The sequence below is a fragment of the Streptomyces sp. NPDC048461 genome, from assembly GCF_055587105.1.
The window spans coordinates 500,624-514,383 of the sequence record NZ_JBVJGW010000001.1 but is presented as its reverse complement, the minus strand read 5'-3'; the positions used below and the strand labels follow the sequence as shown (position 1 = coordinate 514,383).

Below are 13,760 nucleotides of genomic sequence, written 5' to 3'. Positions count from 1 at the left end.
GATGAGCCAGGCGGCACAGAACCTGAACTGGTTGATCACCAATTTCGTGGACAACACCCCCGGGGTGTCCCACACGGTGGTGGTCTCCGCCGACGGACTGCTTCTGGCGATGTCCGACGGGTTCCCGCGCGACCGCGCCGATCAGCTGGCGGCCGTGGCCTCCGGTCTGACCTCCCTCACCGCCGGTGCCTCCCGCATCTTCGAGGGCGGCGCCGTCAACCAGACCGTGGTCGAGATGGACCGGGGATTCCTCTTCCTCATGTCCGTCTCGGACGGTTCCTCTCTCGCGGTGCTCGCGCACCCCGAGTGCGACATCGGCCTCGTGGGCTACGAGATGGCTCTTCTGGTGGATCGCGCGGGCAGTGTCCTCACCCCGGACCTGCGCGCGGAGCTCCAGGGAAGTCTTCTCAACTAGCAGACAGGCAGTGCGTTTCGCGCCATCGCACCATAGGGTGCGGTGGCGCGGTCCCACAGGGAGCACTGCGTACTTGGAGTCGGAGGAGGAAACGTGACAACACCCGGAGGACATCCCTATGGCGGCGCGCAGCAGCCGCAGGGTGGGCACGACCAGAACCGCTTCAACTTCCCGTCTGCTCCCAGCCGGCCCGTGTCGGAGCACAACCCCTACCAGCAGCCGTACGGACAGCCCCCGCAGTACCAGCAGCCTCAGGTGCCCCCGCAGCAGCCGCCGCGCGCCGCGCGCCAGCCCGCTCCGAAGGCCCACAATCCGCTGGTGCGCCCGTACGCGATGACCGGCGGCCGTACCCGGCCGCGCTACCAGCTCGCCATCGAGGCGCTGGTCAGTACCACGGCCGATCCCGCGCGGTTGCAAGGGCAGCTGCCCGAGCACCAGCGCATCTGCCGTCTGTGCCAGGAGATCAAATCCGTCGCGGAGATCTCGGCACTCCTCTCCATTCCTCTTGGTGTCGCCCGCATCCTCGTCGCCGACCTGGCAGAGGCGGGCCTTGTCGCCATTCATCAGCCCGGCGGCGACGAGTCTGCCGGCGGCCAGCCAGATGTGACACTGCTCGAAAGGGTGCTCAGTGGACTTCGCAAGCTCTAGCGGCGGAGCGGCTCCTCGCTCCACCACCTCCGCGAAGATCGTGGTGGCGGGCGGCTTCGGCGTGGGCAAGACCACGTTCGTCGGCGCGGTCTCCGAGATCAACCCGCTGCGCACCGAAGCCGTCATGACCAGTGCCTCCGCCGGGATCGACGACCTCACCCACACCGGTGACAAGACGACCACCACGGTCGCGATGGACTTCGGCCGCATCACCCTGGACCAGGACCTGATCCTGTACCTCTTCGGTACGCCGGGCCAGGACCGCTTCTGGTTCATGTGGGACGACCTGGTCCGCGGCGCCATCGGCGCGATCGTCCTCGTCGACACCCGCCGCCTCGCCGACTGCTTCCCCGCCGTCGACTACTTCGAGAACAGCGGCCTGCCGTTCGTGATCGCCCTGAACGGTTTCGAGGGGCACCAGCCGTACACGCCGGAGGAAGTCCGCGAGGCCCTCCAGATCGGCCCGGACGCCCCGATCATCACCACCGACGCCCGCCACCGCGCGGACGCCAAGAGCGCCCTCATCACGCTCGTCGAGCACGCCCTCATGGCGCGGCTGCGCTAGCGGCCCCCTGCAGCACACGAAGGCCCCCGCGTCCGGGACGCGGGGGCCTTCGCCGTTCCCGGAAAAGCGCCCCGCCCCTCCGCGGCCCGCTCAGGGCGCCGTACGGGGGCGTGCGGGAGGCCCCGCACCCCCCGAGGGGGTGCGGGGCCTCTCGGCGTACGGAGCCTCGCGGGGCTCAGCCCTGCCAGCTGTGCGGGGCGCGGAAGCCCGGCGTGCGCTCCAGGCGGCGCCAGCCGGCCTGGGAACGGGGGGTGCGTGCGGGGGCGGTCTCCGGGGTGGCGGCGGCGCGGGCCAGCAGGATCGCGGTGATAGCGGCCAGTTCCTCGGGGGCGGCGTTGCCCTTTTCGACGCGGAGCAGGGTGTCGGTGCTCATCGGTGGCGGGTCTCCTCTTACTGCGGCGGGTTGCCGTGCTTGCGGGACGGCAGGTCGGCGTGCTTGTTGCGGAGCATCGCGAGGGCGCTGATGAGGGTCCCGCGGGTCTCGGCGGGGTCGATCACGTCGTCGACGAGGCCGCGCTCGGCCGCGTAGTACGGGTGCATCAGCTCGGCCTTGTACTCCTTGACCATGCGGGTCCGCATGGCCTCGGGGTCCTCGGCGTCCGCGATCTGCTTGCGGAAGATGACGTTGGCCGCGCCTTCGGCGCCCATGACGGCGATCTCGTTGGTGGGCCAGGCGTAGGTGATGTCGGCGCCGATGGACTGGGAGTCCATGACGATGTACGCGCCGCCGTAGGCCTTGCGCAGGATCAGCGAGATCCGCGGGACGGTGGCGTTGCAGTACGCGTACAGCAGCTTGGCGCCGTGGCGGATGATGCCGCCGTGCTCCTGGTCGACGCCCGGCAGGAAGCCGGGCACGTCCAGCAGGGTGATGATCGGGATGTTGAAGGCGTCGCAGAGCTGGACGAAGCGGGCCGCCTTCTCGGAGGCGTGGATGTCGAGCACGCCCGCGAGGTGGCCGGGCTGGTTGGCCACGATGCCGACGACCTGGCCGTCGAGCCGGGCCAGGGCGCAGATGATGTTGCGCGCCCAGCGCTCGTGGATCTCCAGGACGTCGCCCTCGTCGACGAGTTCCTCGATGACCTTGAGCATGTCGTACGGGCGGTTGCCGTCCGCGGGCACCAGGTCGAGCAGGACCTCCGAGCGCCGGCCCGGGGGGTCGGACGTCTCGTGGACCGGGGGGTTCTCGCGGTTGTTGGAGGGCAGCATCGAGATCAGGTAGCGGACCTCGGAGATGCAGGTCTCCTCGTCGTCGTACGCGAAGTGCGCGACGCCGGAGGTCTCGGCGTGGACGTCCGCGCCGCCGAGGCCGTTCTGGGTGATCTCCTCGCCCGTCACCGCGCGGACCACGTCCGGGCCGGTGATGAACATCTGCGAGGTGTCCCGGACCATGAAGACGAAGTCCGTCAGGGCCGGGGAGTACGCGGCGCCGCCGGCGCAGGGGCCGAGCATGACCGAGATCTGCGGGATGACGCCCGAGGCCCGGGTGTTGCGCTGGAAGATGCCGCCGTATCCGGCGAGGGCGGAGACGCCCTCCTGGATGCGGGCGCCGGCGCCGTCGTTGAGCGAGACCAGCGGGGCACCGGCCGCGATGGCCATGTCCATGATCTTGTGGATCTTCATGGCGTGGGCCTCGCCCAGCGCGCCGCCGAAGATCCGGAAGTCGTGCGCGTAGACGAAGACCGTGCGGCCCTCGACCGTGCCCCATCCGGTGATCACACCGTCGGTGTACGGCTTCTTGTTCTCCAGGCCGAAGCCGGTCGCCCGGTGGCGGCGCAGCTGCTCGACCTCCCGGAAGGAACCCTCGTCGAGGAGCAGGGCGATCCGCTCACGGGCGGTCAGCTTGCCCTTGGCGTGCTGGGTCTCGGTCGCCCGGTCACTGGGGCCGCGCCGCGCCTGCTCGCGCAGCGAGTGCAGCTCGGCCACGCGCCCGCGGGCGTCCGTGGGCTCGCTCGGGGTCTGGTCCACAACGGTCATGTACCGACCTTACGAAGCGAGGGGTGAAAAACCTCCGTTGATTCCGCACAGTCTCGGGTGTCTTCCGCTGTCCGGCCCGCACAGAAGGGCTCGGCGATGCGCGGACTCCGCCATACGGGGGACGGCTCCTTTGTCGATCCCCGACAAAGAGAGACGACACCCGCCAAGGAAGTTGAAATTTGAACGGAATGGGTCTAGCGTCGTCCTCGTTGAAGTCGTTGAAGATTCAACAGACACGCAGGACGTGCAGGACACTACCGAGGAGCAAGTCATGGGTCTCTTCACCCGCCGCAGCCAGGACACCACCGCCGCCGTCGCCACGCTCGACGTGGACCCGGCCCTCGCCGCGCTCACCGGCGACTACGTCATCGACGCCTCCCACAGCAGCATCGGCTTCACCGTGCGCCACGCCATGGTGACCAACGTCCGCGGCGGCTTCGGCGAGCACGAGGGCACCCTGCACCTGGACGGCTCGGACCCGGCGCGCTCCACCGCCTCCATCGACGTCACCATCGCCTCGGTCTCCACCGGCATCGCGGACCGCGACGGCCACCTGCTGAGCGGCGACTTCTTCGACGCCGAGCGCTTCCCCCTGATGACCTTCCGCTCCACCTCGGCGGCCCAGCTCGGCGGCGACGCGTACCGCATCACCGGCGAGCTGACGATCAAGGACGTCACCCGCCCGCTCTCCATCGACCTGGAGTTCGCCGGATCCGCCACGGACGTCTACGGCAACGAGCGCGTCGGCTTCGAGGGCTCGGCCGAGATCCTGCGCTCCGACTGGGGCCTGACGTGGAACGCGGCGCTGGAGGCCGGCGGTGTGATGGTCAGCGACAAGGTGAAGCTGACCTTCGACATCTCCGCCATCAAGCAGGCCTGATCCACCGGACCGGCCCCCGGGGGCGGCTACCAGCCGCCCCCGCCGTCGAAGCCGCCGCCCCCGTCGAAACCGCCACCGCCGCCGAAGTCCCCGCCGTCGAAGTCGGACGGGTTGAAGTCGGCCCCGGAGACGTCCCCGCCCTCGAAACCGCTCCCCGCGCCGCCGAAGTCCGAGGCGTAGGCGGGAGTGGCCATCATCGAACCGAGCATCGTGCCCATCAGCAGACCCGGCAGCATGCCGCCGCCGAAGTAGCCGCCGGCCCAGGGACCGTACGCCGGGCCGGCGTCGTAGTAGGGCCGCGGCCCGCGCTCGGTGTCGACGGTGCGGACCGCCGGGTCGAGGCCGTCGCGCAGCCGTACGGCGTCCGCCGCGCAGACCGGGACGGTACGGGCGGCCCCGGCGGGCGGGGCCCACGCCGCGTCCTCGGTGCTCGGCCCGTGCCGGGGGTCGAAGAAGCACGGCGAGCGCCGCTCGGGCACCGGCTCGCCCTGACGGCGCGCGTCGAGGCAGACCAGGGCGTAACGGCCGTCCTCCAGCGCCTGGGTGACCCCCTTGACCTCTTCCGGCCGCTGCACGGAGGCCATGATCTGCTTGGCCTTCTCGTAGGAGTCGAGCCCCTGCTCGTAGTCCTTGCGCATGGCGTCGTCCGCACCGGGCTCGCCGGGGTGGAAGTCGAGCCGCTCCAGCTCCTCGCCGAAGGCCGTGATGTCCTCGTCCACCACGACGGCCAGGCGGGCGACCGCCTCGCGCCGGACCTCTTCCTTCTTCTTCCTGTTCCGCCGGACCAGCGCGTACGCGCCGCCGCCTCCGACCACCGCCACCGCGCCGAGCGCGATCAGCCCGCCGACCGGGGCGCCTTCGTCCGCTCCGGTCGCGCCCCAGGAGGCGGGCGCGGAGCCCTTGGTCTGCGAGAGGGCCTGGTCCACGAAGGTGTTCAGCTGGGTCGTCGCGTCGACCGGACCGCCGGCCTTCACGGCCTCGGAGAGGTTCTGCGCGACGTACCCCGGCATGACGGTCCGGTCGGCGGCGGCACGGAAGCCGTCGCCGAGGCGGATCGCGTACAGCCCGGTGATGCCGGTCTCGGCGCGGACTGCCGCGAGGACCTTGTCCTGCGGGAACTCGGCGGCGGCCGGCAGCACGGCGACGAACACCGGCTTCCCGGCGTCCTTGATCTTCTTGGCGAGCGCGTCCGCCGCGGCCGGGGGCAGCTGCTCCCCGGCCCGCGGATCGACGTAGACCGGGCCCTTCTTGAGGGCCTCCGCGACGGCGGCGGTCCCGGTGGCGGCCGACGCCTGCGGGGCGGCCACCACGAGGGCGGTCGCCGACAGGGCCAGCAGCAGACCGGCCAGCAGCGGTCCGGATCGTGCGGATATCAGCCTGGTCCTCATACTCACGACGCTACCCGAACCGCTACTTTCCCGTGTGAGCAGGACATAAGGCTCCGCGGGCGCCGCCGGGCGGCTACTCGGCCGGTTCCACGCCCGCGTGGAGGAGGCCGTAGGTGAAGGCGTCCTCCAGGGCCTGCCAGGACGCCGCGATCACGTTCTCGGCGACGCCGACGGTCGACCACTCGCTGACGCCGTCGGTCGTCGCGATCAGGACGCGGGTCGTGGACTCCGTGCCGTGCGTGCCCTCCAGGATGCGGACCTTGTAGTCCACCAGCTCGAACTTGGCCAGCTGGGGGTAGAACCGCTCCAGCGCCACCCGCAGGGCCCGGTCCAGGGCGTTGACCGGGCCGTTGCCCTCCGCCGTGGCGACGATCCGCTCGCCCTTGGCGCGCAGCTTGACCGTGGCCTCGTTGGCGTGGGTGCCGTCCGGACGGTCCTCGACGATCGCGCGCCAGGACTCCGTACGGAAGTACCGGCGGGCGCGGCCCTCGACCTCGGCGCGGAGCAGCAGCTCGAAGGAGGCGTCGGCGGCCTCGTACGTGTAGCCGCGCAGCTCCCGTTCCTTGACCCGCTCGACGACCCGGGAGATCAGCGCGCGGTCCCCGCCGAGGTCGACGCCGAGCTCCTTGCCCTTGAGCTCGATGGAGGCCCGGCCGGCCATGTCGGAGACCAGCATCCGCATGGTGTTGCCGACCCGTGCGGGGTCGATGTGCTGGTAGAGGTCCGGGTCGACCTTGATCGCCGAGGCGTGCAGACCGGCCTTGTGGGCGAAGGCGGAGACGCCGACGTACGGCTGGTGCGTGGAGGGGGTGAGGTTCACGACCTCGGCGATGGCGTGCGAGATGCGGGTCATCTCGGCGAGGGCGCCCTCGGGGAGCACCGTGCGGCCGTACTTGATCTCCAGGGCGGCGACGACGGGGAACAGGTTGGCGTTGCCGACGCGCTCGCCGTATCCGTTCGCGGTGCACTGGACGTGGGTGGCGCCCGCGTCGACGGCGGCCAGGGTGTTGGCGACGGCGCAGCCGGTGTCGTCCTGGGCGTGGATGCCCAGGCGGGCGCCGGTGTCCGCGAGGACGGTGGCGACGGTGGCGGTCACCTGGGCGGGCAGCATGCCGCCGTTGGTGTCGCAGAGGACGACGACGTCGGCGCCGGCCTCGTGCGCGGTGCGCACGACGGACTTCGCGTACGCGGGGTTGGCGCGGTAGCCGTCGAAGAAGTGCTCGCAGTCGACGAAGACGCGGCGGCCCTCGGCGACCAGGTGGGAGACGGTGTCGCGGACCATCTCCAGGTTCTCTTCGAGGGTGGTGCGCAGGGCCAGCTCGACGTGGCGGTCGTGGGACTTGGCGACGAGCGTGATCACCGGGGCGCCGGATGCCAGCAGGGCCCGCACCTGCGGGTCCTCGGCCGCCGAGCCGCCCGCCCGGCGGGTGGCGCCGAAGGCGACGAGCCGGGCGTTCTTGAAGTCGATCTCGGCCTGGGCCCGGGCGAAGAACTCGGTGTCGCGGGGGTTGGCGCCGGGCCAGCCGCCCTCGATGAAGCCCACTCCGAAGTCGTCCAGGTGCCGGGCGATCGTCAGCTTGTCGGCGACCGTGAGGTTGATGCCTTCGCGCTGGGCGCCGTCGCGCAGCGTGGTGTCGAAGACATGGAAGCTGTCGTCGAGGACCTCTGCGACCTCTGTCGTCGTCATGCTGATCTGACTCCTGTCGGATGAGTGGGTCCGGATGTCCGGGATCCACTGCCCCCATCATCGCGCGCGGCCCGGTCCCGGCAGGGATGGAGCCGGGAAACGAAAAAACCCCTCGCGGGTAGCGAGAGGTCTGCGCGCGGGTCTGGGGCACGGTGGCCGCCTCCGCGAAGTTCTTCCGCGGTTCAGCGGCCACTGGGGACCGGCGCGCTGCTGGCGATAATCATGAGCTGAGCAGGCACGCCCGCAGTGTGCCACACCGGCGCCGGTCCGCGGACACGGATCTCAGCATCCGGGCACCCTGGCACACGGGCCCCCTGGCATCCGGCGGCCGGCGGTGGCGGTGGCGGCGGCTCCGGTCACGCCGGTGCGTGCGGGGTCAGGGTGTCGTCCAGGAACTCGCGCACGTGGGTGAGGATCGCCGCGCGGTCCAGCGTCGGGAGCCCCACCGCCAGCTGGATGCTGAAGCCGTCGAGGAGGGCCCGGATGCGGGCCGCCACGCGGTCGGGGTCCACGGGCCGGAACTCGCCGCGCGAGATGCCCTCGGCGAGCAGCGCCACCAGGTCGCGGTGCCAGGCGCCCTCGATGGCCGCCTGGCGGTCGCGCTCCTGGGGGCCCGCGTTCTGCGAGCGGTTCCAGACCTCCAGCCAGAGCGTCCAGTGCGGGTCGCGGGCCTGGGTGGGGACGTACAGGTCGACGTACGCGCGCAGGCGCTCGGCCACCGGCCCGCGGCGGGACAGCAGCCCCCGCCGCTCGGTGCCGAGCGCCGCCTCGCTCCATTCCAGGGTCTGCAGCAGGAGCTCGTCCTTGCTGCGGAAGTAGTAGAGGAGGTGGCCGCTGCTCATGCCGACCTCGCGGCCGAGGCCGGCCATGGTCAGGCCTTCGAGGCCGCGCTCGGCGATCGTGGCCATGGCGGCGACGAGTACGTCCTCGCGCGGGGGCGCGTTCTTGCGCGCCGCCCGTACCGGTACTCCACCCGCGACCATGGACCCCACTCCTCGTCGGTCAGACCTTCGGCTGCTGCTGGGTGATGCAGTGGATGCCGCCACCCCCGGCGAAAATCGTACGTGCGTCAACCAGTGTCACGGTCCGCTCGGGGAACAGTCCGCGGAAGATCTCGGCGGCCTCCTCGTCGCGCGGGTCGTCGAAGGAGCACAGGACCACGCCGCCGTTGCAGAGGTAGTGGTTGATGTAGGAGTAGTCCACCCACTCCCCGTCCTCCTCCAGCACGGTCGGCGCGGGCACCTCCACGACCTCCAGCCGGCGGCCCCGCGCGTCGGTGGACGCCCGCAGGAGCGCGGCGATGGCCTTGCAGCGCTCGTGGTCCGGGTGGGCCGGGTCGGGCTGGGTGTGCACCATCACCACGCCGGGGCGGGCGAAGGCGGCGACGATGTCGACGTGGCCCTGGGTGCCGTAGGTGCCGTAGTCGCCGGCCAGGCCGTAGGGCAGCCAGATCGCCTTGGTCGTGCCGAGGTGGGCGTGGATCTCGGCCTCGACCTGGCGGCGGGTCCAGCCGGGGTTGCGGCCCTCGCCCAGCTGGACGGTGTCGGTGAGCAGGACGGTGCCCTCGCCGTCGACGTGGATCGCGCCGCCCTCGTTGACGAGCGCGGTGCTGTAGGTACGGCTGCCGACGACGTCCGAGACGTGCCGGGCGACCTTCTCGTCGTGGTCCCAGCGGGCCCACTCCTGGGCGCCCCAGCCGTTGAAGGTCCAGTCGACGGCGGCCAGTTCGCCGGCGTCGTTGGTGACGAAGGTGGGGCCGATGTCCCGCATCCAGGCGTCGTCGAGCTCGCGCTCGACCAGCTGGACCGCGTCGCCGACGACCGCGCGGGCGGACCCGGCGTCGCCCGGGGAGACCACGAGGGTCACGGGCTCGTACGCGGCGACCGCGCGGGCGACGGCCCCCCAGGCCTCGCGGGCCGCGGCGAGCTCCTGCTCGGTGGTGAAGGTCGGGTTGGGGGTGGGCCAGGCCATCCAGGTGCGCTCGTGGGGGCTCCACTCGGCGGGCATCCGGAATCCGGCGTCGGCGGGCTTTCCGGTGGGGGCGGGCTGTGCAGCGGTCATGGCGGGGGTCCTTCGGGGCAGGGCCGGTCTACAGGAAGTACAGGCGGTTGAGGGAGACGGAATCGGCGGCTTCGGAGCGCAGCGGTTCGCCGTCCAGGGAGACGAGCCCGCTGGTCGCGTCCACGTCGACGGCGCCGACCCGCGAGTTGAGGAGGAGGTCTCCCGGGCCGATCCCGCGGGTGCCGCGGACGGCGACCCGGCGGCGGCGGGTCGGCATCTCGTCGCTGCCGAGCGCGGCGGCGGCGGCCGAGACGAAGGCGACGGAGATGTCGGCCGCGGTGGCTCCGTACGAGCCGAACTGCGGTCCGAGCACGAGGGGTTCGCAGGTGTCGGTGGCGGCGTTGGGGTCGCCGGTGACGCCGTAGGCGGGGAAGCCGGACTTGAGGACGAGCTGGGGCTTCGCGCCGAAGAACGGCGGGCGCCACAGGACGATGTCGGCGAGCTTGCCGACCTCGATCGAACCGATCTCGTGGGCCAGACCATGGGCGATCGCCGGATTGATGGTCAGCTTCGCCATGTACCGCAGCACCCGGGCGTTGTCGTCACCGTCCCCGTCACCGGCCAGCGGACCCAGCTCGCCCTTCATCTTCGCCGCCATCGCGAACGTCCGCCGGATCGTCTCCCCCGCCCGCCCCATGCCCTGCGCGTCGGAAGAGGTGATGCCGATCGCCCCGAGATCGTGCAGGACGTCCTCCGCCCCCATCGTCCCGGCCCGGATCCGGTCACGGGCCATCGCCGCGTCACCCGGCAGATCCGGCTTCAGATCGTGAACCGACACGATCATCCCGTAGTGCTCCGCCACCGCGTCCCGGCCGAACGGCAGCGTCGGATTCGTCGAAGAACCGATCACGTTCGCCACCCCCGCCATCTTCAGCACGTTCGGCACGTGCCCCCCACCACAACCCTCGATGTGGAACGCGTGGATCGTCCGCCCCTCCAGCACCCGCAGGGTGTCCTCCACCGACAGACACTCGTTCAGCCCGTCACTGTGCAGCGCCACCTGCACGTCGTACTCCTCCGCCACCCGCAACGCCGTGTCCAGCGCCCGCGCATGCGCACCCATGTCCTCATGAACCTTGAACCCGCACGCACCACCCTCCGCCAACCCCTCCACCAACGGAGCCGCATCCGACGAAGAACCCCGCGCGAGAAAACCGATGTTCACCGGCCACGCATCGAACGCGTTGAACGCGTGCTTCAGCGCCCACGGGGAGTTGACGCCGACGCCCCAGACGGGGCCGAACTCCTGGCCGATGATCGTGGTGACTCCCGCGGCGAGCGAGGCCTCCATGATCCGCGGGGAGAGCAGGTGGACATGGGTGTCCACCGCGCCCGCGGTGGCGATCAGGCCCTCGCCGGAGACGATCGAGGTACCGGTGCCGACGACGACGTCGACGCCGTCGAGGGTGTCGGGATTGCCGGCCCGCCCGATCGCGTGGATCCGCCCCTCACGAATGCCGATGGACACCTTGCGGATCCCGAGCACCGCGTCGATGACCAGCACGTTGCTGATCACCACGTCACACGTGTCACGGACCGCCGCCGCCTTCAGGTGCAGCCCGTCCCGCGCCGTCTTCCCGAAACCCGCCAGGAACTCGTCCCCCGCCCGCTGCGCGTCCGACTCCACCCGCACCGTGAGCCCCGAATCACCCAGCCGGACCCGGTCCCCCGCCCGCGGACCGTGCACCGCCGCATACTCGTGCGGATCGATGTGCCGACCGCCCGGGGCGCAGTGGTCGCTGTGAGGGGTCTGGCGGCTCATGCGGGGTTCCCTTCCGGGGTGCTCGTACCGAGGTAGCCGCACGCCGCGGCCCGGCGCAGGGCCTCACCCTTCGCACCCGGGGCGTCCAGCGGACCGTCGACCAGCCCCGCGAAACCGATCGCGATCCGGTCACCGCCGATCGGGACCAGGCCCACCTCGCCCTCCCCGTGCGGGTCGAACCGCACGGACGAGCCGGCGGGCACGCACAGCCGCATGCCGTAGGCGGCGGCCCGGTCGAAGTCCAGGCGCGGGTTGGCCTCGAAGAAGTGGAAGTGCGAGGTCACGCTCACCGGGACCGCCGCGGTGTTGCGCACCCTCAGGTGGAGGACGGGCTCCGGCTGCGGCACGCCCGGCCCGGGGACCACGGCGCCCGGGGCGTCGTCGCCGAGCGGGACGGCGCCCCGGATCGGGGCCGAGACGACCGCGAGGCGCGATCCGTCGTCGAAGACGGCTTCCACGTGCACCTCGGTGACCACGTCGCAGACGCCGGGCAGGACGTCGTCCGGGCCCAGCACCGAGCGGGCCTCCTCGATGGCCTCCGCCAGCCGCTTGCCGTCGCGCGCCGCCTCGCAGACCGTGTCCGCGATCAGCGCGGTGGCCTCCGGGACGTTGAGTTTCAGGCCACGGGTCCGTCGGGCCCTCGCCAGTTCCGCAGCGCTGCGGAGCAGCAGCCGGTCGCGCTCCGTAGGGGTCAGCCGCACGCCGATCCACCACCTCTTGAGTCGATGGGTTAGAGCATCACTCTAACTCTTCATCTCGTAGGAGGGAATCATTGACCCGGCCCACTGACGTGCGTCACATTGAGTGTCGCTCAAACACTGTGCGACCACCCCCCGCCCTGCCAAGGGAGTCCCCCATGCCCATCGAACAGCGCGGAGTCGACACCATCCCCGAGGAGGAGCGGACGAGTGGTCCCCGTGACCTGATGTCGATCCTGCTCGGCTCCAACCTCTGCCTCGGTGTGATCGTCTTCGGCTGGCTGCCCCCGTCCTTCGGACTGGGCCTGTGGCCCTCGGTCACCGCCATCGTGACCGGCACCCTCGTCGGCATCGCCTTCACCGCGCCGCTCGCGCTCGTCTCCCTGCGCACCGGCACCAACCTCTCCACCTCCAGCGGCGCCCAGTTCGGCGTCCGCGGCCGCCTCGTCGGCTCGGTGGTCGGCCTGCTGCTCTCGCTGGGCTACACCGCGCTGACTCTGTGGGTCGGCGGCGACGTGATGGCCGGCGTCCTCTCACGGCTCACCGGACTCCCGGACACCGGCCTCACGCGGGCCGCGATGTACGGCGCACTGGCCGTCTGCACCGTCGTCGGGGCCGTCTTCGGCTACCGGCTGCTCCTGCGCATGAGCAAGGTCCTGTCCGTCGGCATGCTGGTGCTGCTCGCGGTCGGCGTGTTCGCCTACTCCGGCGACTTCACCGCCGCCGCCCCGCCGGACACCCCGTACCTCCTCGGCTCGTTCTGGCCGACCTGGCTGCTCGCCGCGGTCGCCGCCGGCCTCAGCGGGCCCGTCGCGTTCATCACGCTGCTCGGCGACTACACCCGCTACGTCTCCCCCCGCCGGCACACCTCCCGCACGGTGCTCGGCGCCACCGCCCTCGGTCTGCTCGCCGGGCTCCTGGTCCCTCAGCTGTTCGGCACCTTCACCGCGCTCGCCGCCCGGGCGGGCGCCGAGTACGCCGGTCCCCTCGTGGCCGCCGCGCCCTCCTGGTACCTGCTCCCGCTGCTCGCCGCGGCCGCGGCCGGTTCGGTGGGCAACGCCGGGCTGATGCTCTACTCCATGGGGCTCGACCTCGACGCGATCCTCCCCCGGGCCACGCGCACCACGGCCACCCTGGCGGCCGCGGCCGTCGCCACCGCCTTCGTCTTCGTCGGTTCCTTCGGGTGGAACGCGCAGGCCGCGATGACCTCCTTCGTCCTGCTGCTGACCGCGGTCGGCACCCCCTGGGCCGTGATCACCCTGATCGGTTACGCGCGCTGCCGCGGGCAGTACGACGCCGAGGCCCTCCAGGTCTTCAACCGCCGCTCGGTCGGCGGGGCGTACTGGTACCGCAGCGGCTGGAACCCGCGCGCGACCGCCGCCTGGGCGGTCGGCGCCGGGGTCGGCCTCCTCGCCGTGACCACCCCCTTCTACGAGGGCCCGCTGCTGGCCCTGACCGGCGGGGTGGACTGCTCCTTCGTCCTGTCGGGCCTCACCGGCGGCCTCGTGTACGCCGCCCTGACCGCCGGCGCCTCCCCGGCCCCGGTCCCGGCCGGGGACCCGGCGGTGCGGACGGCGGCCTGAGCCCCGCCCGCGCACGACGAAGGCCCGCGCCACCGGAGCTTCCGGGGCGCGGGCCTTCGTACGCGGGCCTTCGACGCGGGCCCTCGTATGCGGTCGGTC

At 71.7% G+C, this 13,760-nt stretch carries 13 protein-coding genes; 5 read left to right on the top strand and 8 right to left on the bottom strand.

Annotated features, from left to right (window positions below; translation table 11 throughout):
• The first annotated feature begins 1 nt into the window (after position 1).
• From ACZ6S8_RS02245 to ACZ6S8_RS02235, 3 genes are all read left to right on the top strand, one after another.
• Positions 2 to 415, top strand: a complete 414-nt coding sequence (locus ACZ6S8_RS02245) for a roadblock/LC7 domain-containing protein (protein ID WP_030037347.1) — start codon at positions 2 to 4, stop codon at positions 413 to 415.
• A 93-nt stretch (positions 416 to 508) separates the two neighbouring features.
• Entirely contained in the window at positions 509 to 1,063 is a 555-nt protein-coding gene (locus ACZ6S8_RS02240; RefSeq protein ID WP_267717654.1) for a DUF742 domain-containing protein, read from the top strand.
• Positions 1,044 to 1,628, top strand: a complete 585-nt coding sequence (locus tag ACZ6S8_RS02235) for a GTP-binding protein (RefSeq protein ID WP_267717655.1) — start codon at positions 1,044 to 1,046, stop codon at positions 1,626 to 1,628. The genes ACZ6S8_RS02240 and ACZ6S8_RS02235 overlap by 20 nt, the downstream gene beginning before the upstream one ends.
• Before the next feature lie 175 nt (positions 1,629 to 1,803).
• Here ACZ6S8_RS02235 and ACZ6S8_RS02230 read toward each other — a convergent pair whose 3' ends face one another.
• Together ACZ6S8_RS02230 and ACZ6S8_RS02225 are read right to left on the bottom strand one after the other, a co-directional pair.
• Positions 1,804 to 2,001 (bottom strand): acyl-CoA carboxylase subunit epsilon, encoded by a 198-nt coding sequence (locus ACZ6S8_RS02230; RefSeq protein WP_267717656.1) that lies wholly within the window; start codon positions 1,999 to 2,001, stop codon positions 1,804 to 1,806.
• A 17-nt stretch (positions 2,002 to 2,018) separates the two neighbouring features.
• The gene (locus ACZ6S8_RS02225) at positions 2,019 to 3,602 is read right to left on the bottom strand and encodes an acyl-CoA carboxylase subunit beta (protein ID WP_469451616.1); all 1,584 of its coding nucleotides are present in this window, start codon (positions 3,600 to 3,602) and stop codon (positions 2,019 to 2,021) included.
• Between the two features lie 271 nt (positions 3,603 to 3,873).
• Here ACZ6S8_RS02225 and ACZ6S8_RS02220 point away from each other — a divergent pair, with 271 nt between their 5' ends.
• Positions 3,874 to 4,482 (top strand): YceI family protein, encoded by a 609-nt coding sequence (locus ACZ6S8_RS02220; RefSeq protein WP_469451615.1) that lies wholly within the window; start codon positions 3,874 to 3,876, stop codon positions 4,480 to 4,482.
• A gap of 26 nt (positions 4,483 to 4,508) precedes the next feature.
• Here the strand turns inward: ACZ6S8_RS02220 and ACZ6S8_RS02215 are convergent, their stop codons facing one another.
• The 6 genes from ACZ6S8_RS02215 to ureA all read right to left on the bottom strand — a co-directional run bounded on the left by ACZ6S8_RS02215 (position 4,509) and on the right by ureA (position 12,081).
• Positions 4,509 to 5,870: a hypothetical protein gene (locus ACZ6S8_RS02215; protein WP_469451613.1), complete on the bottom strand. Its 1,362-nt coding sequence runs from the start codon at positions 5,868 to 5,870 to the stop codon at positions 4,509 to 4,511.
• 73 nt (positions 5,871 to 5,943) lie between these two features.
• Positions 5,944 to 7,557, bottom strand: coding sequence for a citramalate synthase (gene cimA, locus ACZ6S8_RS02210; RefSeq protein ID WP_469451612.1), 1,614 nt, complete (start codon positions 7,555 to 7,557; stop codon positions 5,944 to 5,946).
• A 356-nt stretch (positions 7,558 to 7,913) separates the two neighbouring features.
• Entirely contained in the window at positions 7,914 to 8,540 is a 627-nt protein-coding gene (locus ACZ6S8_RS02205; protein WP_469451610.1) for a TetR/AcrR family transcriptional regulator, read from the bottom strand.
• 19 nt (positions 8,541 to 8,559) lie between these two features.
• Entirely contained in the window at positions 8,560 to 9,618 is a 1,059-nt protein-coding gene (locus tag ACZ6S8_RS02200; protein ID WP_469451609.1) for an agmatine deiminase family protein, read from the bottom strand.
• Between the two features lie 28 nt (positions 9,619 to 9,646).
• Complete coding sequence (locus tag ACZ6S8_RS02195; RefSeq protein WP_469451607.1) at positions 9,647 to 11,380, bottom strand: urease subunit alpha; 1,734 nt, start codon at positions 11,378 to 11,380, stop codon at positions 9,647 to 9,649.
• Entirely contained in the window at positions 11,377 to 12,081 is a 705-nt protein-coding gene (gene ureA / locus ACZ6S8_RS02190) for an urease subunit gamma (RefSeq protein ID WP_469451605.1), read from the bottom strand. Before ureA ends, ACZ6S8_RS02195 begins: the two co-directional genes overlap by 4 nt.
• Before the next feature lie 155 nt (positions 12,082 to 12,236).
• Between ureA and ACZ6S8_RS02185 the strand changes: the two genes are divergently transcribed.
• On the top strand, positions 12,237 to 13,661 hold the full coding sequence (locus tag ACZ6S8_RS02185; RefSeq protein WP_469451603.1) for a cytosine permease: 1,425 nt from the start codon (positions 12,237 to 12,239) through the stop codon (positions 13,659 to 13,661).
• Positions 13,662 to 13,760: the final 99 nt, after the last annotated feature.

Bases quoted from the DNA above. Each gene is read 5' to 3' on its own strand.
- ACZ6S8_RS02245 (WP_030037347.1), top strand. From the start codon at position 2: ATGAGCCAGGCGGCACAGAACCTGAACTGGTTGATCACCAATTTCGTG.
- ACZ6S8_RS02230 (WP_267717656.1), bottom strand. From the start codon at position 2,001: ATGAGCACCGACACCCTGCTCCGCGTCGAAAAGGGCAACGCCGCCCCC.
- ACZ6S8_RS02225 (WP_469451616.1), bottom strand. From the start codon at position 3,602: ATGACCGTTGTGGACCAGACCCCGAGCGAGCCCACGGACGCCCGCGGG.
- ACZ6S8_RS02220 (WP_469451615.1), top strand. From the start codon at position 3,874: ATGGGTCTCTTCACCCGCCGCAGCCAGGACACCACCGCCGCCGTCGCC.
- ACZ6S8_RS02215 (WP_469451613.1), bottom strand. From the start codon at position 5,870: ATGAGGACCAGGCTGATATCCGCACGATCCGGACCGCTGCTGGCCGGT.
- cimA (WP_469451612.1), bottom strand. From the start codon at position 7,557: ATGACGACGACAGAGGTCGCAGAGGTCCTCGACGACAGCTTCCATGTC.
- ACZ6S8_RS02205 (WP_469451610.1), bottom strand. From the start codon at position 8,540: ATGGTCGCGGGTGGAGTACCGGTACGGGCGGCGCGCAAGAACGCGCCC.
- ACZ6S8_RS02200 (WP_469451609.1), bottom strand. From the start codon at position 9,618: ATGACCGCTGCACAGCCCGCCCCCACCGGAAAGCCCGCCGACGCCGGA.
- ACZ6S8_RS02195 (WP_469451607.1), bottom strand. From the start codon at position 11,380: ATGAGCCGCCAGACCCCTCACAGCGACCACTGCGCCCCGGGCGGTCGG.
- ACZ6S8_RS02185 (WP_469451603.1), top strand. From the start codon at position 12,237: ATGCCCATCGAACAGCGCGGAGTCGACACCATCCCCGAGGAGGAGCGG.